The organism is Enterococcus sp. AZ167, assembly GCF_051714025.1.
Lineage (GTDB): Bacteria > Bacillota > Bacilli > Lactobacillales > Enterococcaceae > Enterococcus_D > Enterococcus_D casseliflavus.
Window position 1 is genome coordinate 260,714 of sequence record NZ_JBIORB010000002.1, and the last position, 25,884, is coordinate 286,597.

A 25,884-nucleotide genomic window follows, 5' to 3' on the forward strand; every position below is an offset into this window, starting at 1 on the left:
CTCCAGTTACTACGCTTGGGGAGCATATTAGGAGGAGTTAGATCAAAATATCCTTTAGAGTTTCTAATTCATTAATTAAGATTTTTTTATCTAATGGAGAAACTTTTTTTCCGTAATCAGTAAATTCTATAATTATCTTCAAAAATCTATTCATAGAATATATAAATTCTTTATCAATATCGCTTTCTATTAATTCCAGAGTCCTTTTTAATAACTGAATTTTACTAGAGCTAAGATTATTTAAATCCATATTTGCTATTTTTTCTAATATAAACTCAGTATTTGAATTTTCAATAGAACTAGCAAGAAAATTAAGTAAATCTACGGAAGCTTCTGGATTATTTACATCAATTTCTTTCACTTTATTCTGTAAATCAGAAGAATCTTGAGATAGATCCTCAAAAGTTTTTTTACCATATAATATATAGTAGGTTGATATACCGTATATTTCAGAAATTTTTTTAATTCGTTCGCTACTAGGCAATGTTTTCCCACGTTCCCACCTAGAAACAATACTTTTGCTTGCCGGAGGCTGGAATAATTCTCCAAATTTTTCCATAGTTAATCCTTTTTTTGCTCTCAAAGACTTAATACGCTGCCCGACAGCTTCTTTATCGACGTTATTTATAATAAACACCTACTTTCGATATCAATTCATTTCAAAAAGTTGTACAAAGTGACTTGATTTATTTTATCATACATGATACCTTATGTATACGGAGTTACGCAAAGTGACTCTTAATTAAATGATTTGAAGTTGCATAAAGTGACTAAAAGGAGGAATGCAAATGGAATTGAAAATTAATTCATTAGAATTAGCAGACCCAGCATTTCAACCAATCGTTGAAAGAATCGCTGCAGCAATTCAAGAAGCTAATCAAGTTAGCACAAAGCGTCAAGAGTTACCACGTTACATGACTAAAGCGCAAGCGTCAGAGTATATCGGTTGTAGCTTTAACACGTTTCAGAAGTTCGTAAGAGCCGGCTTACCGTTGATTACAGTTGACGGAATTGTCCGAGTAGATCAAAAAGATGTAGATGATTTTTTAGCACAAAACAAAAAATAACTCACTACGCTTGGGGAGCATACAGAATGAGTTAGTCGTCCGTTGCAAAATGGTTTGAAATTAGGAGGAATAAAAAATGAGTGAAATCACACAAAATCAAGCAATCGAAAAAGTTTTACGAGAAGTCATTTCAAAGGAAGCGGCAAAAGAGTTGGCAAATATCGATGGCCAAACTTTGACAGAAGTCTATAACGCTATGAATGAGCAGATGGAATATCAAAAGTTAATGCCTGAAGCACCGACCGCTACAAGCCTTCTAAGAGAATTGTACGAATTGACGGAAGCGAAGTTCGACGATGATTTTGAGATTGGGGATCTTCAGTATCAAGTATATGCAATTGTAGAAACGCTAGCAGACTTGTTAGGAATTGATTTGGAATGAAGTTGATATCTATTTAGTGGTTTACAAGCTAAATTCGTGCATCAAATGCACAAATAGATTCGTTCAATTAATGAACGAATTGGCATTTGTCCATTAAATGGAAGAATGAATTCAAATCATTTCGAATATTTGGAGGTGGATCAATGAACGAGTTAGTATTTTTGGAATCGGACAACATGAACGAAGAACCTTTTACAACAAGTAGAATTATTGCGGATCATGCAGAAGTCGCTCATCATTCTGTAACTCGGTTAATCAGAGACTATGCAAAAGATTTAGAAGAATTCGGAATTATTGGATTTGAAATCCATAAATTAGACGATAGAGGTAGACCGAGAAAAATCTATCGCTTAAATGAGGAACAAGCAACACTGCTCATAACGTACTTGGATAATACCGAACCAGTAAGAGCATTCAAAAAAGAGTTAGTGAAACAATTCTTCGCTATGAAGCACGAACAATTATCTCGGCAGGCCTTACGAAGTGCTGGTAAGCAAGTTCGCGTATCTATGACTGATGCCATAAAAAAAGCGGATTTATCGCCTCATTTCTACAAACATTATACAAATCTATGCTACAAGTCAGCTATAGGGTTTAATGCAACACAAATCAAGAAAGCGCGGAATGTGGCTAGAAACTCGTCGCTAATGGACTACCTTTCAAAAGAAGAACTGGAAGCAATTAATGAGAGAGAAAACCAAATTGCAACTATGGTTACACTAGGCATGTCATACGATCAGATTAAAGCTGTTCTTGAAAACAATGGTGTGATTTATCAAACAACGCTCAAAATGCTTGTAAGTGAAAAAGAAGCGGTTTAAATAAAGGATGGTGATTGAGATGGAGCGATTCCACGAGTTGAAAAGAGAAATCATCGCAAAATTACAATCTATTCAAGATGGTGATGCGTTGGAAAGTTGTTCAGATAATATGATCGAAGATATCACTAACAAAGAAACCTTCGACCAGGCTTTTGAATTAATGCTACAAGCTAAGGAAATTGCCGAAAGAGAGGTTTAAATAATGATTGGAGAAAAGAAAAAAGCCCATGCTGTACAATTCTTTGACGAGAATCAGCAAAAGGCAAACAAGTAGGTATTATACCTATATTCTTTTCTCCATTATAACAGATTCGAAAAAAAATCAAAGAAAAATGGAGCGAAGACGATGAAAAACAGAAGAATTACATTTTTGGTTACTATTTTTATGATTGGCGCAGCTGTTTCTCCGCTAGTAAAACTGCTGATCATTGCACCTTGTTTAGTCAATCTATTCATGCAGTATGACGAGTACGACTACAAGATGAACTTCGGAGGTGTTGAGTGATGGCATTTGGAAATTTCAATTCAGAAGTCTTGAACGCTATAGATGGATTCCAATTAGGAGAAATTGAATCGGGAATCAATGAGCTAGAAAGTTGCTTAGGCAAAACCTTGCTAGGTGAACACTTCAATGAAAAATTAGAAATATTATACGTGCTGAAAAGGCATGCTGAGCATAGATTGATTACTAGAGAAATTCATGAATTAAAAGAAGCTATCCTCAAAGAATGGCTGCTTAGAACGAGTTTAAGCGAAGCACGAGCGAGAACTTTTAATACATGGGCGAAGTATCAAAACCAATTAAAAGGAGCTAAATTCGTCTGTGAGGGGCTAAAGTATGAACTCGAGCAGTTACAACTAATGGAGGTAGCCAAATGAAGGATAAAAATTTGTTAGTCTGTTCGCAAAATCTTGCATCAAGAGTAAATGATTTGAAAATTATTGAGCGTCTTATCGAGAATATCGAATATTCACGAGTAACTGAAGATACATTTTCTTTAAACAAACAATTGGGAACTGGAGTGCTTGACGAAATAGGTGAGGCCTTAGAAAGTGTCCGAGGGCAAATACAAGCTGTCTCTGATGCGCTCTATCCACACAAGGAGGGCGCAAATGAAGTATGAAAATGTCTATACAGTAGCGGAAGAAAACTCACACCGATTCTATCAATTGCCCAAAGAGCTTTTTATTAATGAATCCTATAAAGGCTTATCCATAAGTGCAAAAATGATTTACTCGTTCTTGCTAGATAGAAAGGAATTATCAAGAACGAATAATTGGATTGACGAATATGGGCAAGTTTTCTTGCTATTTACTAGGAAGCATGTAGGAGAGATGCTTAATTTGTCAGACAAGCCAGTGACGAACGCATTTAAAGAGTTGATCAAGGCTGATTTGATCAAGGAAGAACGACAAGGGTTGAATAAACCTAACAAGATATATGTATGTAAGATAAATTACGGAATCGGAGATTCTCCGATTCAAGAGTCGGAATATATCCGACCTAATGATACTGAGATTAATAATACTGAAAAAAACAATAACCTTGACGACGACAAGGATAACTCTTTTTCCGAGAAAAAAGAGAACGCGACTACTTATTTCATTCATGATTATAAATCTATAATTAAAGGATTGAACTTTAACGATGAACAAACTGAACAAGTCATTAATGTAAATGTTGGATATTCTGAAAAATATCGTGATACTCTACAAAAGTTTCATCCCAGAATAAGCCATAAACAACTTACGAAGATAGAAGTAATGATCAGATATATGGATTATTTAGAAACATGGGATTGGAGAGAATTAATCGAACGATATTTTGAAGAGGAAAACTATGGTGATGGCAATATAAATAGGTTTTTTGCAGGTACTGAAGAAGCTGGTGTGATAGCTGGAATGATACTTTAGAAAGAGGTGTATAGTACATTGTCCAGACAATATTAAGACAATGTCCAGACAAGTAACTCAGAAAAAACATTAGTCAATAATAAAAGAAACGAATGGAGTGAACTTTATGAGAACTAACAAGAGGGAAAGAACGTATCCAATTTTACTAGCTTATGAAAAAGGATCACAATATGCAGTTTGGTGTCCATATTGTTTTAAATGGCATTTTCATGGAAAAAAAGATGGGCATAGGGTGGCCCATTGCACTAACCCACATTCACCGTTTAAAAAAACTGGTTATATTATCAAGCTGGCCACAAGAAACGATCTAGATTTCAAAAGTCATAATCTCTATCCAAATGACTATCCAATGTTTGAGGAAAATTAAAAAATGAGCGGAGGCATGTAATGGAAGAACTTACGATTATTGAACAATCGGTACTTGAATTAATTCCGAGAGGTTTTGAAAGGAAAATCAAAGTACCAGATATATGCTCTATTATTGATCTGGACGAACGAGACGTAAAAGCAGTTATTCAAATGCTGCGAGCAAAAGGAGTGCCTATTGTTTCTGTCAGAGGATATGAAGGCGGCATGTTCATTGCTACTAATGAAGACGAACGGACTATTGGTCTTAAAGCGTTTAGAAACCAATTTAAGAGTATGGAACAAACAATCACGAATATTGAACAAGCAGATCTAAAAAACTGGCAAGAGTCATTAAAAATTGCAAAATAAGGAGAATGAACAATGAGTATGGATAAAGTATATATTGATAAACAAACAAAAACAGTGGGTATCGAGTTACCTAAATATGGGGAAATTATCCTGATCGTAAAAGATGGTCAAGTAGTCAGATATGAGACGAAAACAACAAATAAATTAGAGTGAAAAAAGTGTTTTAAAAGCTGATATATCAACGTTTTATAAAGATTTTATCGCTCAAATATGGTATAATAAAGACAACTTGATAATAATATCTGATTAGGAAGAACCAACGGATATGAGACGAAAAAAGCCAGTAATATGGCAGACGTCTCGTGTCCGTTTTTTATTATTAGTTGTCCTTTGAAAACTGTATACTGCGGTTGCTGAAAAAGCCGTCCTAGATGATGACAATCCCAAGCTAGACCAACGATCAAAGCCGCAACATAATAGAATACTGTTTTTTAGGAGGGAAGCATGGATAGTGAATACAATTTAAACCGCTATTTGAACATAGAGGCTTATATCAGAAAGCTGGAACAAGAAAAACGATTAATCAGGCAAGAACTTTATTGCCAAAGCCTATGCACAGGAATTGCCTATGATGAAATTGCTATCCATGCAAAAGCTCCCAAGATTGATTATTTAGTAGCAGATAACGTAGAAGCGTGTATGCTCATTGTCAAGCGGATAGAGCGGTGGAAATTTAGGCACAAGCATTTTATGCACTTCTTAGATGAATTGCCTGTATCTGAACGTGAGAGCCTTTTAAAAGGGGTCGAAAGCCCATCGTTGAAACAGAAAGCACTCGATGAAATATACGAGATAGAAACAGCTATGGCGTTCAGATATGAATGGGAAGTGCCGCAAGAAAGGGTTGAACTAACGGACGATTTATTTTCGAATATTGCACTAATGGCGGAGGTGTTTGGATAAGATGGGCTGGTATACAATACGTCCAAAATGGTACTTAACTCAATGGAAAGCAATCGTGAAGCATCGTGACGAATTGTCCGGCAATATGCAAGAAACTGCAAGAATACTGTTTGCGTCATTGAAGCAGCTATCAAAAGAAGATGTACAGGTACTATATGAAAAATACTATGAAACAGATAAAGGAACAAATTTCTATTACCTGATCGATGACTTTTCTAAGTATACACCCGATTCTGACAAGGTCATTGCAGAAAGAAAAGGCATGAGGGTAGCAGATTACACTAGGGAACGAGTGAGTGCTGAAAAACGACTACAAGCCGTTATAAGCCGCGTTGGTAAACAACTAACTACAAGTGATCTAGAACAATTAGAACGCTACGTATTGCGTTTAGGTAGCTTGTACTTGAAAGATTACCACAAGACAGCCGATAACTGTTTGAATGCAGACAACATAGTTTTCACAGCAAACAAGACACAGGCGAAACGGTTCTCACGAGGATCAACAGATGGAGAAGCCTTGGTGCGAGGACTGCGACTGGAAAAAGGACCTTCTGAAGGTGAGGGCGGCTATCGATATGTGTCATTTAATGCTAGGTAACAATGAACATAAATGGGTTAGATCCTGATACTCGTAAGAACCTAAGAAAACAGTAGTAAGTAAACTCAAAGAAAAAATCAAAGGAGCGAATCAAGCATGACAGTAGAGGACACGACAAAAGGAACAATGACCTTACCGCCAGAATTAGAGAAAATGGTACAGGACAGCGAACAATTAATGTTTGTGCGAATTAGAGGAGGGAATGAATGAGTAAACTAATCTTTGTAGATGATAATGGTAAAAGATCGCTTGTAAATGTATCTGATTATTGCAAAATTGAACTAGCTATACAGGACGGTAAACTGGTTAATTCAAGAATGGATATGAAACTAGATTTTGTTGAGTTAAAAACGTCAGAAAACGTTGATAAAACAACGAAAAAGAGCATGATTAGATAGCAGTTTTGCTTAAAATATGGTATAATGAGTATAGTTAAATAAGCAGATATCTGACTATGAATAATAGAGGGTATAGATACATTATCAGTTTTGGTAGTGGTCTATACCTTTTTTTACGTTTACATGGAAATCTTAACAGTTTGGGAGGGAGCGCATGAATGAGTTTGATTTGGAGCGATATTTGAACATTACGGCAATCATTGACGAACTGGAGCAGCGCAAACGAGAAACACGCCTATCTATATACAATCAAACCCTAGCTACTCATGTTGTTTATGATGAACTAGGTATGCACACCAAAGCGCCTAAGATTGAGTATATTGTGTCTGATAATGTGGTGGCGTGTGAACTGATTGACGAACGTATCAAGCGCTTAAAGGATAAACAAAAGTATTTATCCGGTTCATTGATACATTGCCTAGAAACGAACGTGAGAGCCTTTTAAATGGTAATGCAAGCGAAAGCATACAAGAAAAAGCGCTAGATGAAATATACGAGATAGAAACGGCAATATGTTTCAAGTATGGCTTTAAGCCACCAATGGAGCGTATTGTGTCTATCAATGGAAATAGAAAGACTAACTATATAGAGTCAAGTGAAAATTAGCTAAATCAAAAAAATATTTTATAACAGTTAAGTCCAAAAAATGAGTACAACAAATAGACCTTTCACTATTAGATTTTTTTGATTGTTCAATAGCTAATCGGAAACAATCTTATAAGGTTCATTTTTAGTTAAAATAGCATGAATCACATAACAAAGCTTACGAGAAACAGCACCTAAGGCCGTCAGATGATGCTTTCCCTCAGAAATTTTTTTCTGATAAAACGCGCGAAAAACAGGATCACATCGAGAAGCAACTAGAGCAGCTGAAAACAAGGCTTTTCGTAAGTATGGAGATCCACGCTTGCTCATAACATTATGTGTTGCTTCGTATTGCCCAGATTGGGACACAGACGCGTCTATGCCAGCATAAGCAACCAGTTTTTTCGGATTAGAAAATTTGCGAATGTCTCCAATTTCACCAAGAATTGTCGCGCCATTTATAGGGCCGATTCCAGGGATTGTGAGAATAACAGAGTCTAAATTACTCATTATGCGCTTAATTTCTTTTTCAGTTTCTTTTACTTGGCTTTCGATGAATTTCAATTGTTCAATCATGGAGCGTAATTGAAATGTAAAAGCTTCTTGAGCAAATTTCACTCCAAAGGAGTTAGAAGCTGCTTGCTTCAATTGATCTGCTTTCTCTGGCTTTATTCGGTTCCTGCTTAACTCAGCTAAGTATTGAGCCAACGTTTCTGCCGAAATTTCTTCTAGCTCTATAGGAGAACTAAACTCAAGCAATAACTCTTTAGACGCTTTTCCGAAAATACCTTGTTTAGAAAAAATTGATGCATATTCAGGAAACACTTGATCTAGTACAGCTATGATTTTTCGTTTGAAGTCGCTTGCGGTACCTACTAAATAGGTTCGGTAACGTGAAAGTTGTTTTAACGAAAAAACATTTTCATCAGACAATACTGTTTCTACAAAGGAACCATAACGCATCAAGTCAGCAATCAAAACAGAATCAATAATATCATTTTTTCGTTTTCTGATTTCTGTTCCTTTGCGCCAGCCATCGGTTTGAAGAGGATTCACAACGTGAATCAAAAAGTCTGATTCGTGGAGGTATGAAAAGATGGAGAGCCAATAATGACCCGTAGCTTCCATTCCGACAATAAAGTCAGCGGGAGTCTCTGAATATTTTGAAAGCCGCTCAATCAGGGAATCAGCTCCTTCAGTAGTGTTAGGGAAAGAAAAACCTTTTAGGATCACTTTACCTTCTTCACTCATTAAAGAAGCCACGTGAGTTCGCTTGCCGATATCAATTCCTAAGAAGTACATACATTTGACCTTTCTAAAAAAATATTTTGGATTGAAACCCGCTCAACTGAAAAGCGTCACTACCTTGTACGAGATACGGAGTAAAGCAAAAACTTTCAACATCTAACTCATACGTAATCCACTTATCAGAGAGAGGTGCCAGTCTTTCGATTACGAGCTTCAAAACTCAAGGAGGCAACGGCATAGCCTCTCAATCCAATAAATATATTATCTCAAAATGAATGAGTTAATACCAAATTAAAATAACGATGGTTCATAGGGTTATCCAATCAAAACCGGAAGGTTAAAACCCTAACTCTAATATACAAGGAGGTTACTCAATGACAGAGTTAAATATCAGACAAGAGCGTTTCTTAAATGCCTTGCTAGGTTCGTTGACGGTTGATGAAGCGTGTAAGAAATCAAATATCACACGCCCCACAGGTTACAAGTATTTGAAAGACCCAGTATTTCTAGAAAAGTATCGTGGTTTAAGGCGTGACGCTATGCAGCAAGTCACAACACAATTACAACAAGCAGCAGTTGAAGCCGTTGACGTATTAAAAGAAGTCATGAACAATACGGAAGCGCCGGCAGCGTCAAGAGTATCTAGTGCTAAGAATGTGTTAGATGTGGCATATAGAGCGTTTGAACTGGACGATTTAGCCGAGGAAGTGGAGAAAATCAAAGAGCAGTTAGAAGAATGACGAAAAATGACATATACGACCTATCATGAGATTTATGAGTCCTTAAAAAAGGCGGTACAGTCGCTTGTATTGGTTTTTAATAAGAAAAGAAGTGTAATCGGAGTCCCTAAAAAGGAAGTGAATGGATTGAATGTAAGAAGTGAAGTCGAAAAGCTAAAGCAAAAGATGAAACTGAAATATTCTAGCGAGTTTGAAGCATTGCTTGCCGTTGAGTTGTATTTATTTGCCGTTAAAACGACCATAGAGAGCGGTAGTAATGAGTTTAATGTGATTACACCGGAACAAGTCAAAGAGCCTTTAAAACACCTAGTATTGAGAGAATACAGCAAGAATAGTTATGTATCTGATATGACTATCGAAAAGATGTATGAGGAGTACAGATCATGAACATTTATACAATACGAACACAAAGAAAGAAGTTAGATCAGTTAAAAAGAAAACGTGAACGCCAGAAACAGAAACCGGTATTTATTACTGATCGAGAAGCGAAAGAATTTGATTTTAATAGCTTGCCTAGCGATACGGTTATTATTATTGACGATATAGCAGAAAAGGAGAATGGATATGACAACAATTAAATTAATGTTACCAGAATTTTATGAGGAAAAAGCGCAGCTTAATGCACGTAAAAATGAACTAGAAACTACGATTGATAAAAAAAGTAAGGAACTATCTGATTTAAAAACCGAGTATCAAAAAATCTTAGCTAAAAACTTTGATGATCCACAGCTTGAAAAAAATTATGACCTACAGGAGAAAGCTAAGAAATCAATCAACATGAGTAAGCAGAAGCTACAAGGCTTACAATCTCTTTTTACTCAAGGACTGCAGCAAAAGGCATTGGAAGTACTAAAACATGATATGCAAACTATTTTTGATGATCGTGTAGCAGAAGTTAAAGAATTGATTTTAAATACTGAAACTTTAAGAGCGAAAGTACGAGAAGCAGAACGTCAAGAAAGTTTAAAAAGCGTTGATATTACAAGCGAAAGTTCAGAATATAGCCGCTTAGTTGATTTGTACGAACTAAACAAAAATTTCAGAAATGAATTATATCAAAAGCCTTACTCACTTTTTAGAAATTTAAGTAGTGCAACGTTTGATGAAGCCAGAAAACAATTAAAAAGTGAGGGAGCGATTTAACTATGTATGAAGAAATGTATAACGGATTGAGAAAAGCAATTTTAGAAAGTGGAGATGATTTTTCTAAAAAAATTGTAAATAGTTTTGACAAGATCGCCGAGAAATACAAAGAAGAACCGCAACAAAAAAACGAGAAAAAAGTATCTGTTTCTGAATTAGCTAGAGCCAACAGAATCATAAAATAAGGAGTGAGTAAATGACCTACCAATACAATTTGAAAGATGCTAAACAATCGGCTACGTTCAACATTCGCTTAGGCAATCAACAATTTTCAGCGTTTGTTGACGATATATCGCAAGCTAGGGGGCAAGATTCAGAAATCAATCTAGCATTTTAAATACAAATAAAGTCGCTTTCTTTTAATAGAGAGTGGCTTTTTTTGTGTTATTGTTTTCATTATTTCTTGATAAGCGATATACTTAATTCAAACATAGAAAGGGTGATTTAAAATGGAAAAAAGAAGTAACTTTAGTTGGCCTTATTTTTTAATGGGCGTATTGTTTGTATTGGTTTCTTTATTTGCCTTTCAAGATGTAACAGGTAGTTTAGCAGCAATTGTTTATTTATTCGCAATACTGGCTATTATTAAAGGGGTTTTTGAACTATTTTTCAGACGTAAATTACATGAATTTACAAATCAAAAATCAACTTTATTAATCGTGTTGGGTATTTTTGATTTAATCATTGGTATTTTCTTGTTCTTTAACGTAGAAATTGGACTGCTAGCGTTACCATTTATTTTTGCAATCTGGTTTATTGTAGATTCTATTATCAATTTGGCAGAGGCAGATATTTTTAAAAGTGCTAGCAAAGGTTATTACTGGTTTGTAGTCATTTTAAATATTATCGGAATTATTTTGGGGGTTATGCTATTCTTTAATCCTATCGTTTCAGCATTTACTTTGGCCTTTTTAGTAGGTTTTTATTTAATGATGATCGGTATTTCTTTAATCGTATTTGCATTTTAAAAAAAATACTCCCCAAGCGCAATGAGTTTTATTGACCCACACAGTGACCCACAAATCATTGATTAAATATGAGTTTGTATGATGTAAAGTTACTGATAATCATAAAATTGTTACTATAATAATAGGCTTTGTAATTCGTTGAAATTCAAACGTCATTCATGGCGGAAGAAGAAGAGTAATAAGTTGCAAGTGCTGACCCTTTCCATAAGGGATCAGCACTTTTTTTGATTTAACGACTGTTTATTTTAGAAGCATGTCTGCTTTTTTGAAAGGAATGAGGAAAATGAGTAACGTAACGATATTCGAGCTTGAAAAGATTGCAGAAGAGCAGCTAGTTTTTGCCGTGATCATCAGCAAGTACCAAGAAAAGTTCGTCTATGTCAAACACAAAGAACGAGACACATTGGAGATCCCTGGAGGCAAGCGAGAACTAGGAGAAAGCATCACAGAGTGTGCTACCCGTGAATTAAAAGAAGAAACAGGCGCCAAGCACTTTACCCTAGAACCGTTATTTATCTATGGTGTAGAAAAAAACGGGGAGATCGATTACGGCTTGGTGTTTGAAGCCCAGATCACGGATTTGCAGGATGAATTGACCTCAGAGATCGAAGCAATCTATGTAATGGCAGAGTCGCCTGCCAACTGGACATATCCAACGATTCAGCCGTTGTTATTGGCAGAATATTTCGTACGAACAAAAAAATAATTCCGCCAAATCAAATGGATGGCTGTCTTGAGTGGAAAAGTAAAAGCAGCGTGTTGAGTAGGAGTGAGCGAATGAGTTGCGTGATCCTGCAATCAGGGGTAGGATGAAAATGTAAACGTTATCTTATTGGAGAGTAGGGAAAGGCATGGAAAAAATCTATCAAGCAAGTACCGCAGAAGGAGCAATCGATTTTATCAATATGCGCGATTTGGAGATCGCGGCAGAGGAAGTGATTCCTAAAGGTGGGTATGGCTATATCAGCAGTGGTGCGGGGGATATTTTTACATATCAAGAAAATGAACGCGCCTTCAATCACAAATTGATCATTCCTCATGTCTTAAAGGACATTGAATTACCGGACACAACGTTGTCCTTTGGCGGTGATACGTTGTCAGCGCCAATCATTATGGCGCCTGTTGCCGCCCACGGCTTAGCAAATGTTGCGGCAGAACAAGCGTCAGCCAAAGGTGTTTCACGTTTTGGCACGATCTATACAGCGAGTTCATATGCCTCTTGCACGTTGGAAGAAATCCGAGCAGCTGGTGGCCAAGAAGCGCCGCAGTGGTTCCAATTTTATATGAGTAAAGACGATGGCATCAATAAAGACATCTTGGCGATGGCAAAACGCAATGGCGCCAAAGCGATCGTTTTGACCGCGGATGCAACTGTTGGGGGCAATCGAGAAACGGATCGCCGCAATGGCTTCACCTTTCCGTTGGCAATGCCGATCGTTCAGGCCTATCAATCAGGGATCGGACAAACGATGGATGCCGTTTACGGCTCCTCAAAACAAAAATTAAGTCCCCAGGATGTCGCTTTTATCGCCAAAGAATCTGACTTGCCAGTTTATGTCAAAGGGGTGCAATCAGAAGAAGATGTGGAACGAGCTTTAGGGGCAGGTGCACAAGGGATTTGGGTCTCAAATCACGGGGGACGCCAATTGGATGGTGGTCCAGCTTCCTTTGATTCCTTGCAGATCGTGGCTGAAGCAGTGGCAGGTCGGGCGCCGATCGTCTTTGATAGCGGGGTACGGCGAGGACAGCATGTCTTTAAAGCGATTGCTTGCGGAGCAGATCTAGTGGCGATCGGCCGCCCAGTGATCTATGGGTTGGCCCTAGGTGGTGCCACTGGTGTTCAACAAGTCTTTGATTTCTTCAAAAAAGAATTGGAGATGGTCATGCAGCTTGCGGGGACGCAAACGGTGGCAGATATTAAAAAAGCCGTTTTACGGGACAATCGCTATTTATAAGTAATCCCTCAAAAAGGCGCTAGAATCGCTGATTCTGGTGCTTTTTTTAATGGATTTTTCTGATCATGCCCAGGAGCAACTGCTTTCGCTGAAAAAAGTGTATATGATTTTGAAACAATTGCAAAATCAGCTACACTTAAAAGAGACCAATAAACTAAAGGAGAGAGATTGATGATTCCAAAAATTATTCATTATTGCTGGTTTGGCGGCAATCCATTAGGTGAACAAGAAAAGAAATACATGGATACCTGGAAAAAATATTGTCCGGATTATGAGATCAAACGTTGGGATGAATCAACGATCGACCTTTCAAAATTCGGTCCTTATCTAAAAGAGGCCTATGACCAAGAAGAATGGGCCTTTGTGTCAGATGTGGTTCGTTTGTATGCGTTAGTGACAGAAGGCGGTATTTATATGGATACCGATATCGAGGTGGTCAAACCTTTAGATGAGCTCTTGACACTGGAGGCATTTATGGGCTTTGAGATCGAAACCAAGATTTCTACGGGGATCATTGGAGCGATGCCGCATCATCCCTTTATGGAAGAATGGTACCACGATTACGATGACCGAAAATTTGTCCGGGCAGAAAAAACGGAAGATGTTGTCACCAATGTGATCCGAGTGACGGAACTGTTGCAAAACCACGGATTAGAATTGAATAATCAACGACAAACCGTTAAGGGTGTAGAAATCTTCCCGCAAATGACGTTTTCACCAAAAAGCTATATCACTGGTGAGGTCGAGGAAGATCCGAGTACGATGGTGATCCATCAGTTTTCTGGCTCTTGGTTATAAAAGAGTAAGTCTATGAAAGGACGGACAGTGGGGAAAGCTGTCCGTCCTTTTTGCTTTTGCAAGGGATGATGGAGATGTGATAGAATAGCTTGAAAAAATGAGGAGGCGTTTTGATGGCTATCAAACGATGTACTTTGGCAGATTTAGAAGAATTGGGAGAAATCAGCGTATCCACCTATTACGATACATTTGCTCCTTTCAATACGGAGGAAAATACTCGTATCTATCTAGAAGAAGCCTACAATCTGCCGAAACTGACCCGAGAGTTAGAAAATCCGCAGTCGGCGTTTTATTTTTTACAAGAAAATGATCAAACCGTAGGATATATCAAACTTAACTGGGGTGAGGCGCAAACGGAAGCGATTGCCCCAGAGGGGTTAGAAATTGAACGAATCTATATCAAAAAAGAACATAAGCGCAGAGGCTATGGCAAAACACTGCTGCTGTTTGCTCAAGAGACCGCCAAAGAGCTGCAGAAAAAGTCGATCTGGTTAGGCGTTTGGGAATTTAACGACAATGCGTTGGCTTTTTATCATACGATGGGCTTTGAAAGAGTTGGCAGTCACTCCTTTTTTATGGGGGATGATGAGCAGACGGATTTCTTGATGCTGAAAGAACTTTGAAATCTGCCTTTGTATGAGGAATTAGAAATTACTTTCCATTTTTTTGGCAATCAAGTATAGTTAAAGGGATTGATGAAAAAAGAACGATTGGTGAAAACCATCGCTAAGGAGAGCAATTGTAAATGGAAAAACAGAGAAACGAAAGTATTTTGTCACGTTTTCTTAAAGGCGTGGTGATTGCCTTGGGCTTTATCTTGCCTGGTGTTTCAGGTGGCGTATTGGCAGCCATCTTAGGCATTTATGAGCGGATGCTGCGCTTTATGGCACATCTGACGAAGAATTTTAAAGAGAATCTCCTCTTTTTCCTGCCAGTAGGGATCGGGGGAATCGTAGGGATCGGGCTTTTATCAAAGCCATTAGAGTGGCTGCTGCAAAACTATCAAATCATCGTTTTGTGGGGCTTTGCGGGGGCAATTATTGGGACGTTACCAGCACTTGCTAAAGAATCGACTTTAAAAAGCAAACGGACAACCGGCGACCTGCTTTGGTTCTTCGGCAGTATGGTCATCGGCTTCTTGTTCCTCTATTTTATGGGCGATATCTTAGGAACGATCCCTGCCAATTTCATTGGTTTTGTGATCGCCGGCGGTCTGATCGCGTTAGGTGTTTTGGTTCCCGGCTTGAGTCCTTCAAACCTTTTGCTCGTTCTGGGCCTTTATGATCCGATGTTGAAAGGCTTTAAGAGCTTTGACATCATGGGGGTCTTTCTACCGATCGCCATTGGCGGCTTGGCAGTGATGCTGCTGTTTTCGAAATTGATGGAGTGGCTATTGACCCATTATCATTCAAAAGTCTATCACTTCATTTTAGGGATCGTTATTGCCTCAACGATATTGATCGTGATTCCTCCGGTGGCAAACTATAGCGGCTTTACTTGGGTAACGGCCGTCATCGGAATTATCTTGTTTGTCTTGGGGGCTTGGTTAGGTCTTTGGATGAGCAAGCTGGAAGAAAAATACAAGTAAATCAAAACGGCACATCGTTTGGCGATGTGCCGTTTTTGTTAGGTAATGATTCGGGCAGCTAAGAAGAAGCGTTGGTCGACAGCTGGTAGTAAAAAATATGGGAATGTTTGATAACGATATAATACAGGTTTAAAAACTGTTCTATTTTTGTTGAAAGATTTCCTAGTGTTTGGTATATTGTAGTCTATATAAAGAAGAATTTACCATGTGTTACAGTTTAGATAATTGTTTGGGGTTTTGAGAAAAAGGAGGGGCAAGCATGCAAGATGCGACCTATTGGGCGGAACAATTACGGCAAAGACAAATCAGTTTTGCAGAGCGGGTGGCGATGATCGAAGAAAAAGTCAATCAACAAAATCCGCTTTTGAATGCGCTTGTAACATTTGATCCGCAAGCAGCGATCCAGCATTACGAGCAGCATCTTCAAAAAACGGTTTTTGGGGGACAACCCATGTCGTTAAAAATACTCGGCCAAACCAAAGCAGGGTGGCCAGCAACGTCAGGAGCCAAACTGTTTGCAAATGCACGAGCCAGCCGCACGGCTCATTTTGTCTCTCGTTTAGAAGAGGCAGGCTTTGTGCCGTTAGGGCAAACCAATGCACCAGAATTTGGATTCAAAAATATTACTGATCCAACATTATATGGGCCTACACGTAATCCGTGGAATCCTGCCTATTCAGCTGGTGGTTCCAGTGGTGGTGCGGCAGCGGCAGTGGCTTCGGGGATGTTTCCGATTGCGGGTGCCAGTGATGGCGGCGGATCGATCCGCATTCCAGCATCCTTTAGCGGATTGATTGGTTTGAAGCCAACCCGTGGTACGATGCCAGTGGGTCCTAGTGAATGGCGCAGCTGGCAAGGCGCTTCCATCAACTTTGCGTTGACGCTTTCCATGCGTGATACGGAACAGTTGTTTTATGCGTTGCGGACGTCACAGCCGACAGCCCCTTATCAGGCACCGCAAGTAGAATGGCATCATCGGCAAGCGAGTCAAAAACCGCGGTTGAAGGTTGCTTTTACTACCGCATCGCCGACCGGTGGCCAAGTGTCTGAAACTGCCATCCAAGCAGTCCGAAGTGCAGCCGCATTTTTAGAAAAGCAGGGGCATGAAGTCGTTGAAGTGGGCTATCCAGTGGATGGTCAGCAAATGATGACCACCTATTACGCCATGAATGGCGGCGAAACAGCTGCGATGTTTGCTGAGATCAATGCTGCTCGTCAAGTACCGGTCAGACGGGAAGAGATGGAATTGATGACCTGGGCACTTTACCAATATGGCAAAAAACTGCCTGCCGCCGATTACGTCCTTGCCTTGCAGTGGTGGGATCAATTGGCAGAAAAAATGGAAGAAGTCTTTTCGACCTATGATCTCTTTTTAACACCGACGACGGCTTTTCCAGCCCCTTTGATCGAGGAAGACTTACAAAGCGATAGCATTCGCCAAAGACTGCATGAGATCGAATCGCTTGGAAAAAGTGCTGCGGGTGAGTTGATCGAAGAAATGTTTGCCAAGAGCTATGCTCTGACACCTTACACTCAATTAGCCAACTTAACGGGGCAGCCAGCCATCAGCTTGCCAACTGCTCTTAGTGAGGAAGGGTTGCCGCTAGGGATCCAATTTATGGCGTCTAAAGGCAGAGAAGATCTACTTTTCCAAGTCGGCTATTTATTTGAAACACAGCAACGATTTCTGTTGCCAAAACAAGGAGACTAAGAGGAGGATATTATGAAACAAGTTAGAAAAGGGAAAATCGTTGCAATGGTTGGCTTTTTAGGTTTATTTGCGGGAGTCTTGTTAAGTGCCTGCAGCAAACCAACGGAAGAAGACACGAGTCTAAGTAAGGTGGAAGAAGCCAAAACATTGGTTGTTGCTACTTCGGGAACCTTGTATCCATCATCTTACTATAACGATGAAAATGAATTAGTGGGCTATGATGTCGATGTGGCAAAAGAAGTCGCCAAGCGATTAGGCGTAGAGATCACATTTAAAGAGTACAATGTCGATGGACAAATTTCTTCTTTAACACGTGGAGAAGCCGATTTTGCTGCCAACGATTTTGGTTTGACGGATGAACGGGCGGAAAAATTCAGTCTCTCAACGCCTATCAAATACTCGTTCGATAGTATGATCGTGCGAAAAAGTGATGACTCTGGGATTGCTTCTTTAGAAGATTTGGATGGCAAAAAAGCTGCTGGTGAACCGAATACCAGCTACATGCGCTTAGCGGAATCCTATGGGGCAGAATTAGTGACTTACGACAACGCAACGAATGATCAGTATTTGACAGATGTTGCGAATGGTCGAACGGATGTGATCTTGAATGATTATTATTTGCAAAAAATGGCAGTCGCTGCTTTGCCAGATATCCCTGTTAAAATTTTAGAAGATGTCTACTTTAACCCGAATGAAACGGGCTTCTTATTTGTGAAAGATCATCAAGCATTGCAGGAAAAAGTGGATGCTGTTTTAGCAGAAATGAAAGAAGACGGCCGTTTAAAAGAACTTGCGGAAACGTATTTTCAAACCGATATTTCAGTAAAATCTGATCAAGCGATCCAAACGGTTGAAACAGACTAATGTATATTCCAACCCTTGATTTGCCGTTGATGTGGGAGTCATTGCCCTATTTGCTGTCGGGCTTGTCCTATACGGTCGGCATTGCTGTCGTTTCGTTTCTAGGTGGCAACGTATTAGGGATCATGCTCACCTTCTTAGGGATGTTGGAAAATCCATTCATTAGAGGGTTCGTGCGGGGCTACCTCTCCTTTCTAAGAGGCGTCCCAGCGTTGGTCTTGTTGTTCCTACTGTATTTTGGCTTGCCTTATCAATTGTCGGCGCTTAGTGCTGCGATCATCTGTTTTACATTGACCAGCAGCGCATTTATCGGGGAAATCTACCGAGGATCAATTGCTGGTGTGGATCGTGGACAATTTGATGCTGCCTATGCGTTAGGGTTATCCTTTACGAAAACGATGCGTCTGATTATTTTGCCACAAGCCTTTCGTATTTCTGTACCGGCATTGAGTAATGTGGCAATGGATTTGCTGAAAGGAACCTCCTTGGCAGCAATGATCACGATTCCTGATATTTTTCAAAAAGCTAAGATCGTTGGCGGACGAACCTTTGATTACATGTCCATGTATGTGCTAGTTGCCATCATCTATTGGCTGTTGTGTATTTTGATTGAAGCCGGGCAAAAGCGATTAGAACAACATTTTTCAAAACGCTTTGTCGCTAATGAGGCTGTAAGACAATAAAAAAAGAGCCGAGGCTCTTCAGCTGCTGTCAATGTTTCCTTGTGAGACATTGACAGCAGTTTTTTCTTTAGGTAATGAAGCAGCACCACAAGTTAGCCAGAGAAAAAAGGCAGAATAGTACCGTTTACTCTGGGCGGTTTTTTATAAATTCGATAAAGGTAATGATTTCAGATAGTTGATATTCAGTAAAGTCCTCATTGATTCTTGAAGCCACACGAATCTGTTTCATAGAGAGGGCTTCCAAATCATTCGGACGTCCATGCAAATAATCGAGACTGACATTGAAGTAATCAGCAAGTTCTTTTTGGATCTCAATATCGGGCATCCGATTGCCTTGCTCATACGAAGCATAGGTTGTTTTGGCGATTCCTAAATATTTTGCCATTTTTGCTTGTGTTAAACCAGATCGCGTTTTCCGCAACTGTCTTAAACGATCTTTAAACATGAAATCCCCTCCACAAAATTATTCTACTATGACACGATAGAAGCAGAAAGAAATTAATGTTTTATATCACTAATAGAGTTTTATTGCATTTACAAAGTACTCGATATGTAACACTATTTATGTGAAGAAGGATTACTACCTGTAAGAATCAGCAGTTAGTGAATCGTTCTCAAGGATTTTTTATAGCATGAAGGAGGGTAGAAGAAAGGAATAGATACACCAAAATGGAAGCGTTTCATAGAAGGAGGAAGTGAAATGAAAAAAGTATTGATAATTTGTGCAGCAGGCATGTCTTCATCGTTGATCGCTAAAAAAGGAACAAGCTTTTTAACCACAGAAGGCTGGTCAGCGAGGATCGATGCCATCTCTGCTTCAGAGGGGATCGCTACGATCGCTAAGGATGAGTATGATTTATATTTAGTTAGCCCGCAAACGAAAATGCATTTTGCCAATTTAAAGAAAAGCGCCGATAAATACGGCAAACCAATCGTGAATATTCCCCCGCAAGCATATATTCCGATACCGATCGGGATCGAGAAATTAGCACAGCTAGTCAAAGAAAGCATTGCATTAGAAAAAAGTGCGAAATAAATGGAGGTAGGCTATGGATAGTGAAAAAATTCAAGAAATATCCTTTGAACTTATTTTAGCAAGCGGTGATGCCCGCACGATGATTCATCAAGCCTTTGAACAGATGCGAAACAGCAGTTGTCAAGAAGCGCAAGAGTTGTTGGACATAGCCAATGATTCATTAGTCAAAGCCCACCGCATCCAGTCAAAAATGCTGCAAGAATATGCTTCAGGGACTTCATTTACCTGCGATATCTTGTTGATCCATGCACAAGATCATTTGATGACAACCATGACCCTCAGAGAAGTAGCACTAGAAATGCTAGGGATTTATCAAAAAATGAGTAGCCTTGAAGAAGCGATCCAATGCAGGAGTGCAGATGGCGAGTAAGCAAGCAAAAGTTGCTCAAAGAGATGCGTCACAAAAACTGACGAAGAAAAATCTCTATTTTCAACGGCTGTTGCTATTGCGGTATTTAGTCGCATTCTTTTTCTTTTTTAACCTATATTGGCTGTTGGCTGCTTCTTTGGCAGGGCAATGGCTGCGTGTGGTTCCACTGAGCCTGTTGCTGTTTTCAATGGGAGCGATCAGTGAGTTTATCCGCTTATATGGACACCACGCAATTATCGTTCCCAAGCAACTCTTTTTTACTACATGGTATTTACGCCTTCAAATGGGGACAATGGCCATTCTTTTTTTATTGACTTTTTTTGGCGTGACAGAAGTTATTTTCCCCTATTTCACCTCGCAAAGTATCGAGTATGTTCGCATAGTTCTCTGGATAAGTGGTGTCTTTGCATGGAGTGGTATCAGAAAACTGAAGAAAATTTTTTGCAATAAAGACCGACATTGGCAATGGATTCGCGAATTTGAAGAGATAGAAAGAAAGGGTGATTGATTTGACAGAATCGAACAATAAACTATTTCAACTTTTAGAAAAAGCAGTAATGGGTCCGATGGGAAAGATTTCCCAATACAAAATCGTTCGTAGTATCATGGCGGCAGGGATGGCGTCGATTCCTTTTACGATCGTAGGCTCAATGTTTTTAGTATTCAACATTTTACCGATCACGTTTCCGTTTTTAGCTGACTTTTTTGAAGCGACTTTTTTGAATTTCAGTGATTTGTATATGTTAGCAAATAGTACGACCATGGGGTTATTGGCATTATATTTTTGTATCGTTCTGGGCTATGAGTATTCCAAGATCATTCAAGTCGAGGAGAATCTCGACCTGACGCCGATCAATGGGGCGTTGTTAGGTGTTTTTGCTACATTGATGTCGATTCCTCAGCTTGTTTTTGACGGCGGAAAAATGACACGGATGAATGATGTGGAAGAAGGGCTGATCAATGGTTGGTTGATTGGTGCCGATGGGGTCGCACGTTTAGGAACTGTTGGTATTTTTACTGGGATCGTGATGGTGGTCGTTGCCGTTCAGCTGTATCGTCTCTGTGTAAAAAACAACTGGGTCATCAAAATGCCTGAAGAAGTGCCTGAAGGTGTGGCTCGTAGTTTTACGGCACTGATACCAGCCTTTGTGGTGGCAGTCGTGGTTCTGACCATCAATGGTGTTTTAGTTGTTTTAGGGACGGATATTTTTCAACTAGTAGCAATTCCGTTCGGGTTTGTTACCCACCTTACGGATAGCTGGTTGGGAATCATGGTGATTTATTTCCTCGCGCATGCCTTGTGGTTGGTAGGGATTCATGGATTCAATATCATTAGTCCACTGATCACCCCGATCATGTTAGCTAATTTAGCTGCCAATGTTGAAGGGGCGAGTTTCCCATTAGCAGGCCAATTTACCAACGGGTACGTGACATTAGGTGGTTCGGGAGCAACCCTTGGTTTTACCTTATTTATGATCTACATTGCTAAATCGAAACAGATGAAAGTATTAGGGAGAGCTGCCATCGTCCCGTCGATTTTCAATATCAATGAACCGATCATTTTCGGCGTGCCGATCATCTATAATCCTTATTTAGCAATTCCTTTCTTGTTAGCACCGATGGCATCCGCCACGATCGCGTATTTTGCCACAAGGATGGAATTGATTCGTCCCATGATCGCCAATATTCCTTTCCCAACACCCGTTGGACTTGGTGGCTTTATTGGCACCGGTGGAGACTGGCGTGCAGGCGTCGTTGCCATTGTTTGTGCAGTAGTTTCTTTCTTGATCTATTTTCCATTTGCGAAGTTTTATGACACAAAATTGCTGAAAGAAGAACAAAAAGCCGCATAAGACGAGCAGTTGGGAAAACAGCAAGTAGCTACATTATCCCTATAAGAAAAAAACAGTTGTCCCTTTGCAGTTGAAGGGATAACTGTTTTTACAATGGTCCTTCTTTTTCATGGTAAAATAAAGAAAAGCAAATCGAGGAGGGTCCTTATGAAGTATGAATGGCGCAAACTAGAAAAAGAGCTCTATCTTCCCAAAAAACCAACAGTGATCGAGGTGCCAACGTATCAATTTATCAGTTTGAGCGGCAGCGGCAATCCGAATCGACCTGAATTCAGCGAAGAGATCGCCGCTTTATATACGATTTCTTATTCACTCAGGATGGGATTAAAAAAAGGGGCTTTTGGCAATGAACCCTTTGAATACACGGTCTTTCCTTTAGAAGGTGTGTGGACCTCTCTGACAAAGCCAGACGGTGCCGTCAACAAAGAAGAATTGATCTACAAAATCATGATTCGCCAACCAGAGCCAGTCACGGAAACACTATTTCAAGAACAGCTCTTAGCAGTCAAAGAGAAGAAAGACAATCCAAATCTAGAAAAGCTCATCTTTGAGCGCTATGAAGAAGGATTGTGTCTGCAAGCGATGCATACAGGTTCTTTTGACACTGAAGCGGAAACATTTGCGAAAATGAAGGAGCTGTTAAAACAAGAGCAGTTAGTGATCCGTCCAACGATGGACACGTTCCAGCATCGAGAAATCTATTTGTCTGATCCGCGAAAAGTTTCACCAGATAAAGCCAAAACCGTCCTGCGATGGGCAGTAGAAGCAGAGGGTGGGATTCAGTGAATAAAAACTATTTAAGCATCGACATCGGCGGCACGAAAATCAAATCGGCTGTCATTGATCGCTCGGGGAATATTCTGACACGAGGACGGATGGATACGCCGAAAAATCTTACGGAATTTCTGACAGGGATTGAAACGATCGTTGAAGACGTTCATGGGAGCATTCGGGGCATTGCTGTTAGTACTCCAGGAAAAGTCAACCCAGAGACAGGGACGATCTCGTTTGGCGGGGCATTGCCTTTTTTAGATGGAGTCTCCTTAAAACAGCTGCTGGCAAAGTACCAAGTGCCGCTGGCTGTGACCAACGATGGCAAGGCAGCCGCATTAGCTGAATGGTGGCTAGGAAACCTTAAAGGGATTCAAAATGGGGCTGCCATAACCTTAGGTACTGGTTTGGGTGGTGGTGTAATCGTTGAAGGAAAACTGATCCAAGGTGCACATTTTCAAGCAGGGGAATTAAGTTTTCTACTAAATGCCACTAAGAGAAGCGATGCTCCAGAAAACGCTGAGCAACCAAATAATCAGGGATTGACCCTGCAGCAATTGGCAGGTTTTAGCGGTTCAGCGGTCGCCATGATCCGTCGCAGCGCCCAACTGCTAGGCTTAGCTGATCTTGCGGATGGTGAAGCAGTTTTTGACGCTATCAATCAAAAAGAGCCACAGGTCTGGGCACTGTTTACAGCGTATTGCCGAGAAATCGCGTGTGTCATACTCAATGTTCAAGCCGTGATTGACTTAGACCGCTTCGTGATTGGTGGTGGCATCAGTGCCCAAGCGATCGTGGTGGAAGAAATCGACCGTCAGTATCAGCAACTGCTGGCTAGTTTACCGATTTTGCAGCAGACCTTGACGAAGCCGGAAATCCAAGCCTGCAAATTTCAAAATGACGCCAATTTATTAGGGGCGCTCTATCATTTCTTTTTGGAACATGAGATGAAATAAAATAGAAAAAAACTGCCGCGAACCAACGATTCGCGGCAGTTTTTTAGGCTTTTTTCTTGGTGTCTTTGTCTTCGTCACCTAGGTAATCTTTGCTAGTGAAGGCACTGTGGAAGTATTTGCCGTCTTGACCGTAATAGCGGTTGTAGCGCTGCTTGAATTTGCGGAACACGTAAACGACAAGAACTTTTAGCAGACAATAAATCGGGATTCCGAAAATCACCCCAACGATCCCCATCAAATCACCCATCACTAATAAAACAACCAGAATCGTAATAGGATGGATTTTCAATCGGTCACCCATCACACGGGGCACGACTAAATCGCCATGAAGCAGCTGTACAGCAAACCAAGCAATCAAAAACTTAACCAACATCCCGGTAGAGTCTTGTGCGGCAATGAAAAGCCCCGGGAAAAAGACGATAAAAGGTCCGATATAGGGGATGATGCAAAGCAGACCAGCAGCGATCGCCAGAATACTGGCATACTCTAGGCCGATCAAGAGGAAAACAACCCAATAGATCGCCCCTAAAATCAGGGATGAAATGATTTGTCCTTTCAAAAAGGCACCGACTTGTAAGTCAGAGATCTTGACGATTTCATTAAAGTCTTTGCGAAAACGCGGTGGTACTAATGAGAGGACCGAAAAATAAAACTTGTTGGGGTTGCGCAATAAAAAAAAGGCAATGATCGGTCCAGTAAACAAAGCAATGAATAAGGTCGAAATGGTTGAAAACAAACTGCTGAGCCCAGCGGCACCAGTTTGCCAATAGTCTCCAATAAAACTCATGATATTACTGGTGATATTTTGTAGTGTGTCTGTAATTTGTGCCATCTCATCTTGAAATGGGGTATTTTCTAAAAAGGCGGTCGCGTTTTTCTCAAAGTCACTGACCAAACTTGGTAAGCTATTGATCAGATCGGTGGTTTGCTGCTCCAAAATCGGATAAAGCTGGAAACCAGCAAAGACGATCAACAAAAGAATCAACAGATAGATCCCAGCAATCGAAGCACTGCGGGGAATTTTTTTCGTTTCCAATTTATCGACCACCGGATTAAACAGATAGTAAAGGATCAGCCCAAATAAAAAGGGTGGGATAATAGCTGTAAGAATGGCTGAAAAGGGTGTAAATAAAAAAGAAATCTGATTTAGCAAAAAGACAGCAACTGCCGACAAGATAATCAGTCCTAAGACATAATAGCTTGTTTTGCCGCCTAAAAAGTGGATCAATCGGTTATTTTTCATAATAAGCCTCGCTTTCTTAGCTACATTATAACGAAAGACCCCTATTCTGTAAAAAAACAACGTACCTTTCGAAAAAACCGCGCTCACATTCTCAATATCTTTATAATGAAAGATTATCTTTAATAAGGCGTTGACTGGTGACCTCTTTCTTCAAAACAGACCAAAAAACGCTCCCGTGAGCACAATGCAGGAGCGTAAAGGATTATTTGCGCACAGTCGTTAAGGTGCAGCGCCCAACGGCAGTTTTTAACCCGCTAGCTAACCAAATAGTGGCTTGCCAAGTTTGGATACGAGCGCCGATACGATCAGGACTAGCTTCTACAATCAGGGTTCCTTCTTGGGCGGCGGCTAGATGATTGACTTGCAGGTCAACGCCGGCGGCAAAGGCTTCTTCTTGAGCCAAAGCTTGATTGGCACCGATGCTGCAGGCGGTCTCGATCAAAACACCGTTAATGCCACCGTGAACGAGACCAAAAGGCTGTTTGTGCTGCGCTTTGATCGGCATCCGTAAACGAACAAAATCGGCTGTTGCTGCTTCTACTTCGATTTCTAAGGCTTCCAGTAAATTCATTTTT

41 protein-coding genes are annotated in these 25,884 nt (G+C 40.0%); 36 read left to right on the forward strand and 5 right to left on the reverse strand.

Annotated elements, in window-relative coordinates:
• Positions 1-37: 37 nt before the first annotated feature.
• Entirely contained in the window at positions 38-637 is a 600-nt protein-coding gene (locus IGJ05_RS12810) for a helix-turn-helix domain-containing protein (protein ID WP_266166613.1), read from the reverse strand.
• Between the two features lie 151 nt (positions 638-788).
• Here IGJ05_RS12810 and IGJ05_RS12815 point away from each other — a divergent pair, with 151 nt between their 5' ends.
• The 15 genes from IGJ05_RS12815 (at position 789) to IGJ05_RS12885 (ending at position 7,245) form a co-directional block, all read left to right on the forward strand.
• A complete protein-coding gene (locus IGJ05_RS12815; protein ID WP_266166612.1) occupies positions 789-1,067 on the forward strand; it encodes a helix-turn-helix domain-containing protein in 279 nt (92 codons plus the stop codon).
• Between the two features lie 76 nt (positions 1,068-1,143).
• Positions 1,144-1,449, forward strand: coding sequence for a hypothetical protein (locus tag IGJ05_RS12820; protein ID WP_266166611.1), 306 nt, complete (start codon positions 1,144-1,146; stop codon positions 1,447-1,449).
• Between the two features lie 143 nt (positions 1,450-1,592).
• Positions 1,593-2,270: a Rha family transcriptional regulator gene (locus IGJ05_RS12825; RefSeq protein ID WP_266166610.1), complete on the forward strand. Its 678-nt coding sequence runs from the start codon at positions 1,593-1,595 to the stop codon at positions 2,268-2,270.
• 19 nt (positions 2,271-2,289) lie between these two features.
• Positions 2,290-2,469, forward strand: coding sequence for a hypothetical protein (locus IGJ05_RS12830; protein WP_311954554.1), 180 nt, complete (start codon positions 2,290-2,292; stop codon positions 2,467-2,469).
• A 147-nt stretch (positions 2,470-2,616) separates the two neighbouring features.
• Positions 2,617-2,775 carry a hypothetical protein gene (locus IGJ05_RS12835; protein ID WP_197080481.1) on the forward strand — a complete coding sequence of 53 codons (159 nt, stop codon included), beginning with the start codon at positions 2,617-2,619 and terminating at the stop codon, positions 2,773-2,775.
• Entirely contained in the window at positions 2,775-3,149 is a 375-nt protein-coding gene (locus IGJ05_RS12840; protein ID WP_266166609.1) for a hypothetical protein, read from the forward strand. Before IGJ05_RS12835 ends, IGJ05_RS12840 begins: the two co-directional genes overlap by 1 nt.
• Positions 3,146-3,394: a hypothetical protein gene (locus IGJ05_RS12845; RefSeq protein ID WP_266166608.1), complete on the forward strand. Its 249-nt coding sequence runs from the start codon at positions 3,146-3,148 to the stop codon at positions 3,392-3,394. Before IGJ05_RS12840 ends, IGJ05_RS12845 begins: the two co-directional genes overlap by 4 nt.
• Positions 3,384-4,184: a replication initiator protein A gene (locus IGJ05_RS12850; RefSeq protein WP_266166607.1), complete on the forward strand. Its 801-nt coding sequence runs from the start codon at positions 3,384-3,386 to the stop codon at positions 4,182-4,184. The genes IGJ05_RS12845 and IGJ05_RS12850 overlap by 11 nt, the downstream gene beginning before the upstream one ends.
• A 106-nt stretch (positions 4,185-4,290) precedes the next feature.
• Entirely contained in the window at positions 4,291-4,551 is a 261-nt protein-coding gene (locus IGJ05_RS12855; RefSeq protein WP_266166606.1) for a hypothetical protein, read from the forward strand.
• A gap of 20 nt (positions 4,552-4,571) precedes the next feature.
• On the forward strand, positions 4,572-4,901 hold the full coding sequence (locus tag IGJ05_RS12860) for a hypothetical protein (RefSeq protein WP_266166605.1): 330 nt from the start codon (positions 4,572-4,574) through the stop codon (positions 4,899-4,901).
• Positions 4,902-4,913: 12 nt separating this feature from the next.
• The gene (locus IGJ05_RS12865; protein ID WP_010749676.1) at positions 4,914-5,054 is read left to right on the forward strand and encodes a hypothetical protein; all 141 of its coding nucleotides are present in this window, start codon (positions 4,914-4,916) and stop codon (positions 5,052-5,054) included.
• A gap of 291 nt (positions 5,055-5,345) precedes the next feature.
• The gene (locus IGJ05_RS12870; RefSeq protein WP_266166604.1) at positions 5,346-5,804 is read left to right on the forward strand and encodes a hypothetical protein; all 459 of its coding nucleotides are present in this window, start codon (positions 5,346-5,348) and stop codon (positions 5,802-5,804) included.
• Position 5,805: 1 nt separating this feature from the next.
• Positions 5,806-6,402 carry a hypothetical protein gene (locus IGJ05_RS12875; protein WP_266166603.1) on the forward strand — a complete coding sequence of 199 codons (597 nt, stop codon included), beginning with the start codon at positions 5,806-5,808 and terminating at the stop codon, positions 6,400-6,402.
• A gap of 206 nt (positions 6,403-6,608) precedes the next feature.
• Positions 6,609-6,800, forward strand: a complete 192-nt coding sequence (locus IGJ05_RS12880; RefSeq protein ID WP_266166602.1) for a hypothetical protein — start codon at positions 6,609-6,611, stop codon at positions 6,798-6,800.
• A 154-nt stretch (positions 6,801-6,954) separates the two neighbouring features.
• Positions 6,955-7,245: a hypothetical protein gene (locus tag IGJ05_RS12885; RefSeq protein ID WP_266166601.1), complete on the forward strand. Its 291-nt coding sequence runs from the start codon at positions 6,955-6,957 to the stop codon at positions 7,243-7,245.
• A gap of 254 nt (positions 7,246-7,499) precedes the next feature.
• Here the strand turns inward: IGJ05_RS12885 and IGJ05_RS12890 are convergent, their stop codons facing one another.
• Entirely contained in the window at positions 7,500-8,687 is a 1,188-nt protein-coding gene (locus IGJ05_RS12890; RefSeq protein WP_069001973.1) for an IS110 family transposase, read from the reverse strand.
• Between the two features lie 320 nt (positions 8,688-9,007).
• On the opposite strand from IGJ05_RS12890, the gene IGJ05_RS12895 reads away from it, so the two are divergent.
• The 15 genes from IGJ05_RS12895 to IGJ05_RS12965 all read left to right on the forward strand — a co-directional run bounded on the left by IGJ05_RS12895 (position 9,008) and on the right by IGJ05_RS12965 (position 19,080).
• Entirely contained in the window at positions 9,008-9,373 is a 366-nt protein-coding gene (locus tag IGJ05_RS12895; RefSeq protein WP_266166973.1) for a phage replication protein, read from the forward strand.
• A gap of 6 nt (positions 9,374-9,379) precedes the next feature.
• A complete protein-coding gene (locus IGJ05_RS12900) occupies positions 9,380-9,760 on the forward strand; it encodes a hypothetical protein (protein WP_266166974.1) in 381 nt (126 codons plus the stop codon).
• Positions 9,757-9,951 carry a hypothetical protein gene (locus IGJ05_RS12905; RefSeq protein ID WP_266166975.1) on the forward strand — a complete coding sequence of 65 codons (195 nt, stop codon included), beginning with the start codon at positions 9,757-9,759 and terminating at the stop codon, positions 9,949-9,951. The genes IGJ05_RS12900 and IGJ05_RS12905 overlap by 4 nt, the downstream gene beginning before the upstream one ends.
• Positions 9,938-10,516, forward strand: coding sequence for a hypothetical protein (locus IGJ05_RS12910; protein ID WP_266166976.1), 579 nt, complete (start codon positions 9,938-9,940; stop codon positions 10,514-10,516). The genes IGJ05_RS12905 and IGJ05_RS12910 overlap by 14 nt, the downstream gene beginning before the upstream one ends.
• Before the next feature lie 2 nt (positions 10,517-10,518).
• Complete coding sequence (locus tag IGJ05_RS12915; RefSeq protein WP_148394749.1) at positions 10,519-10,701, forward strand: hypothetical protein; 183 nt, start codon at positions 10,519-10,521, stop codon at positions 10,699-10,701.
• Positions 10,702-10,712: 11 nt separating this feature from the next.
• Entirely contained in the window at positions 10,713-10,853 is a 141-nt protein-coding gene (locus tag IGJ05_RS12920; protein ID WP_266166977.1) for a hypothetical protein, read from the forward strand.
• A 112-nt stretch (positions 10,854-10,965) separates the two neighbouring features.
• Positions 10,966-11,484 (forward strand): HdeD family acid-resistance protein, encoded by a 519-nt coding sequence (locus IGJ05_RS12925; RefSeq protein ID WP_266166978.1) that lies wholly within the window; start codon positions 10,966-10,968, stop codon positions 11,482-11,484.
• A gap of 283 nt (positions 11,485-11,767) precedes the next feature.
• Entirely contained in the window at positions 11,768-12,190 is a 423-nt protein-coding gene (locus IGJ05_RS12930; RefSeq protein ID WP_179135445.1) for an NUDIX hydrolase, read from the forward strand.
• 145 nt (positions 12,191-12,335) lie between these two features.
• A complete protein-coding gene (locus IGJ05_RS12935) occupies positions 12,336-13,439 on the forward strand; it encodes an alpha-hydroxy-acid oxidizing protein (RefSeq protein ID WP_010749842.1) in 1,104 nt (367 codons plus the stop codon).
• A 171-nt stretch (positions 13,440-13,610) separates the two neighbouring features.
• Positions 13,611-14,237 (forward strand): glycosyltransferase family 32 protein, encoded by a 627-nt coding sequence (locus IGJ05_RS12940; RefSeq protein ID WP_081116341.1) that lies wholly within the window; start codon positions 13,611-13,613, stop codon positions 14,235-14,237.
• A gap of 113 nt (positions 14,238-14,350) precedes the next feature.
• Positions 14,351-14,860, forward strand: a complete 510-nt coding sequence (locus tag IGJ05_RS12945) for a GNAT family N-acetyltransferase (protein ID WP_015510214.1) — start codon at positions 14,351-14,353, stop codon at positions 14,858-14,860.
• Positions 14,861-14,982: 122 nt separating this feature from the next.
• Complete coding sequence (locus IGJ05_RS12950) at positions 14,983-15,825, forward strand: DUF368 domain-containing protein (protein ID WP_015510213.1); 843 nt, start codon at positions 14,983-14,985, stop codon at positions 15,823-15,825.
• A 259-nt stretch (positions 15,826-16,084) separates the two neighbouring features.
• Complete coding sequence (locus IGJ05_RS12955; RefSeq protein WP_266166980.1) at positions 16,085-17,536, forward strand: amidase; 1,452 nt, start codon at positions 16,085-16,087, stop codon at positions 17,534-17,536.
• A 12-nt stretch (positions 17,537-17,548) separates the two neighbouring features.
• A complete protein-coding gene (locus IGJ05_RS12960; RefSeq protein ID WP_266166981.1) occupies positions 17,549-18,400 on the forward strand; it encodes a transporter substrate-binding domain-containing protein in 852 nt (283 codons plus the stop codon).
• Positions 18,400-19,080: an amino acid ABC transporter permease gene (locus IGJ05_RS12965; protein ID WP_266166982.1), complete on the forward strand. Its 681-nt coding sequence runs from the start codon at positions 18,400-18,402 to the stop codon at positions 19,078-19,080. The genes IGJ05_RS12960 and IGJ05_RS12965 overlap by 1 nt, the downstream gene beginning before the upstream one ends.
• Before the next feature lie 124 nt (positions 19,081-19,204).
• On the opposite strand, the gene IGJ05_RS12970 is transcribed toward IGJ05_RS12965, so the two are convergent.
• Positions 19,205-19,525 carry a helix-turn-helix domain-containing protein gene (locus IGJ05_RS12970; RefSeq protein WP_005228576.1) on the reverse strand — a complete coding sequence of 107 codons (321 nt, stop codon included), beginning with the start codon at positions 19,523-19,525 and terminating at the stop codon, positions 19,205-19,207.
• 255 nt (positions 19,526-19,780) lie between these two features.
• Here IGJ05_RS12970 and IGJ05_RS12975 point away from each other — a divergent pair, with 255 nt between their 5' ends.
• The 6 genes from IGJ05_RS12975 (at position 19,781) to IGJ05_RS13000 (ending at position 24,066) form a co-directional block, all read left to right on the forward strand.
• Complete coding sequence (locus IGJ05_RS12975; RefSeq protein ID WP_266166983.1) at positions 19,781-20,116, forward strand: PTS cellobiose transporter subunit IIB; 336 nt, start codon at positions 19,781-19,783, stop codon at positions 20,114-20,116.
• A 13-nt stretch (positions 20,117-20,129) separates the two neighbouring features.
• The gene (locus tag IGJ05_RS12980) at positions 20,130-20,486 is read left to right on the forward strand and encodes a PTS lactose/cellobiose transporter subunit IIA (protein ID WP_266166984.1); all 357 of its coding nucleotides are present in this window, start codon (positions 20,130-20,132) and stop codon (positions 20,484-20,486) included.
• Complete coding sequence (locus IGJ05_RS12985; RefSeq protein ID WP_266166985.1) at positions 20,476-20,994, forward strand: hypothetical protein; 519 nt, start codon at positions 20,476-20,478, stop codon at positions 20,992-20,994. Before IGJ05_RS12980 ends, IGJ05_RS12985 begins: the two co-directional genes overlap by 11 nt.
• Positions 20,987-22,339: a PTS cellobiose transporter subunit IIC gene (gene celB, locus IGJ05_RS12990; RefSeq protein ID WP_266166986.1), complete on the forward strand. Its 1,353-nt coding sequence runs from the start codon at positions 20,987-20,989 to the stop codon at positions 22,337-22,339. The genes IGJ05_RS12985 and celB overlap by 8 nt, the downstream gene beginning before the upstream one ends.
• A 147-nt stretch (positions 22,340-22,486) precedes the next feature.
• Positions 22,487-23,125, forward strand: coding sequence for a GyrI-like domain-containing protein (locus tag IGJ05_RS12995; protein WP_005228587.1), 639 nt, complete (start codon positions 22,487-22,489; stop codon positions 23,123-23,125).
• Positions 23,122-24,066 (forward strand): ROK family protein, encoded by a 945-nt coding sequence (locus IGJ05_RS13000; RefSeq protein ID WP_015510208.1) that lies wholly within the window; start codon positions 23,122-23,124, stop codon positions 24,064-24,066. Before IGJ05_RS12995 ends, IGJ05_RS13000 begins: the two co-directional genes overlap by 4 nt.
• Before the next feature lie 43 nt (positions 24,067-24,109).
• Here the strand turns inward: IGJ05_RS13000 and IGJ05_RS13005 are convergent, their stop codons facing one another.
• Positions 24,110-25,309 (reverse strand): AI-2E family transporter, encoded by a 1,200-nt coding sequence (locus tag IGJ05_RS13005; RefSeq protein WP_005231861.1) that lies wholly within the window; start codon positions 25,307-25,309, stop codon positions 24,110-24,112.
• 202 nt (positions 25,310-25,511) lie between these two features.
• A complete protein-coding gene (locus IGJ05_RS13010; protein WP_005228593.1) occupies positions 25,512-25,880 on the reverse strand; it encodes a PaaI family thioesterase in 369 nt (122 codons plus the stop codon).
• Positions 25,881-25,884: the final 4 nt, after the last annotated feature.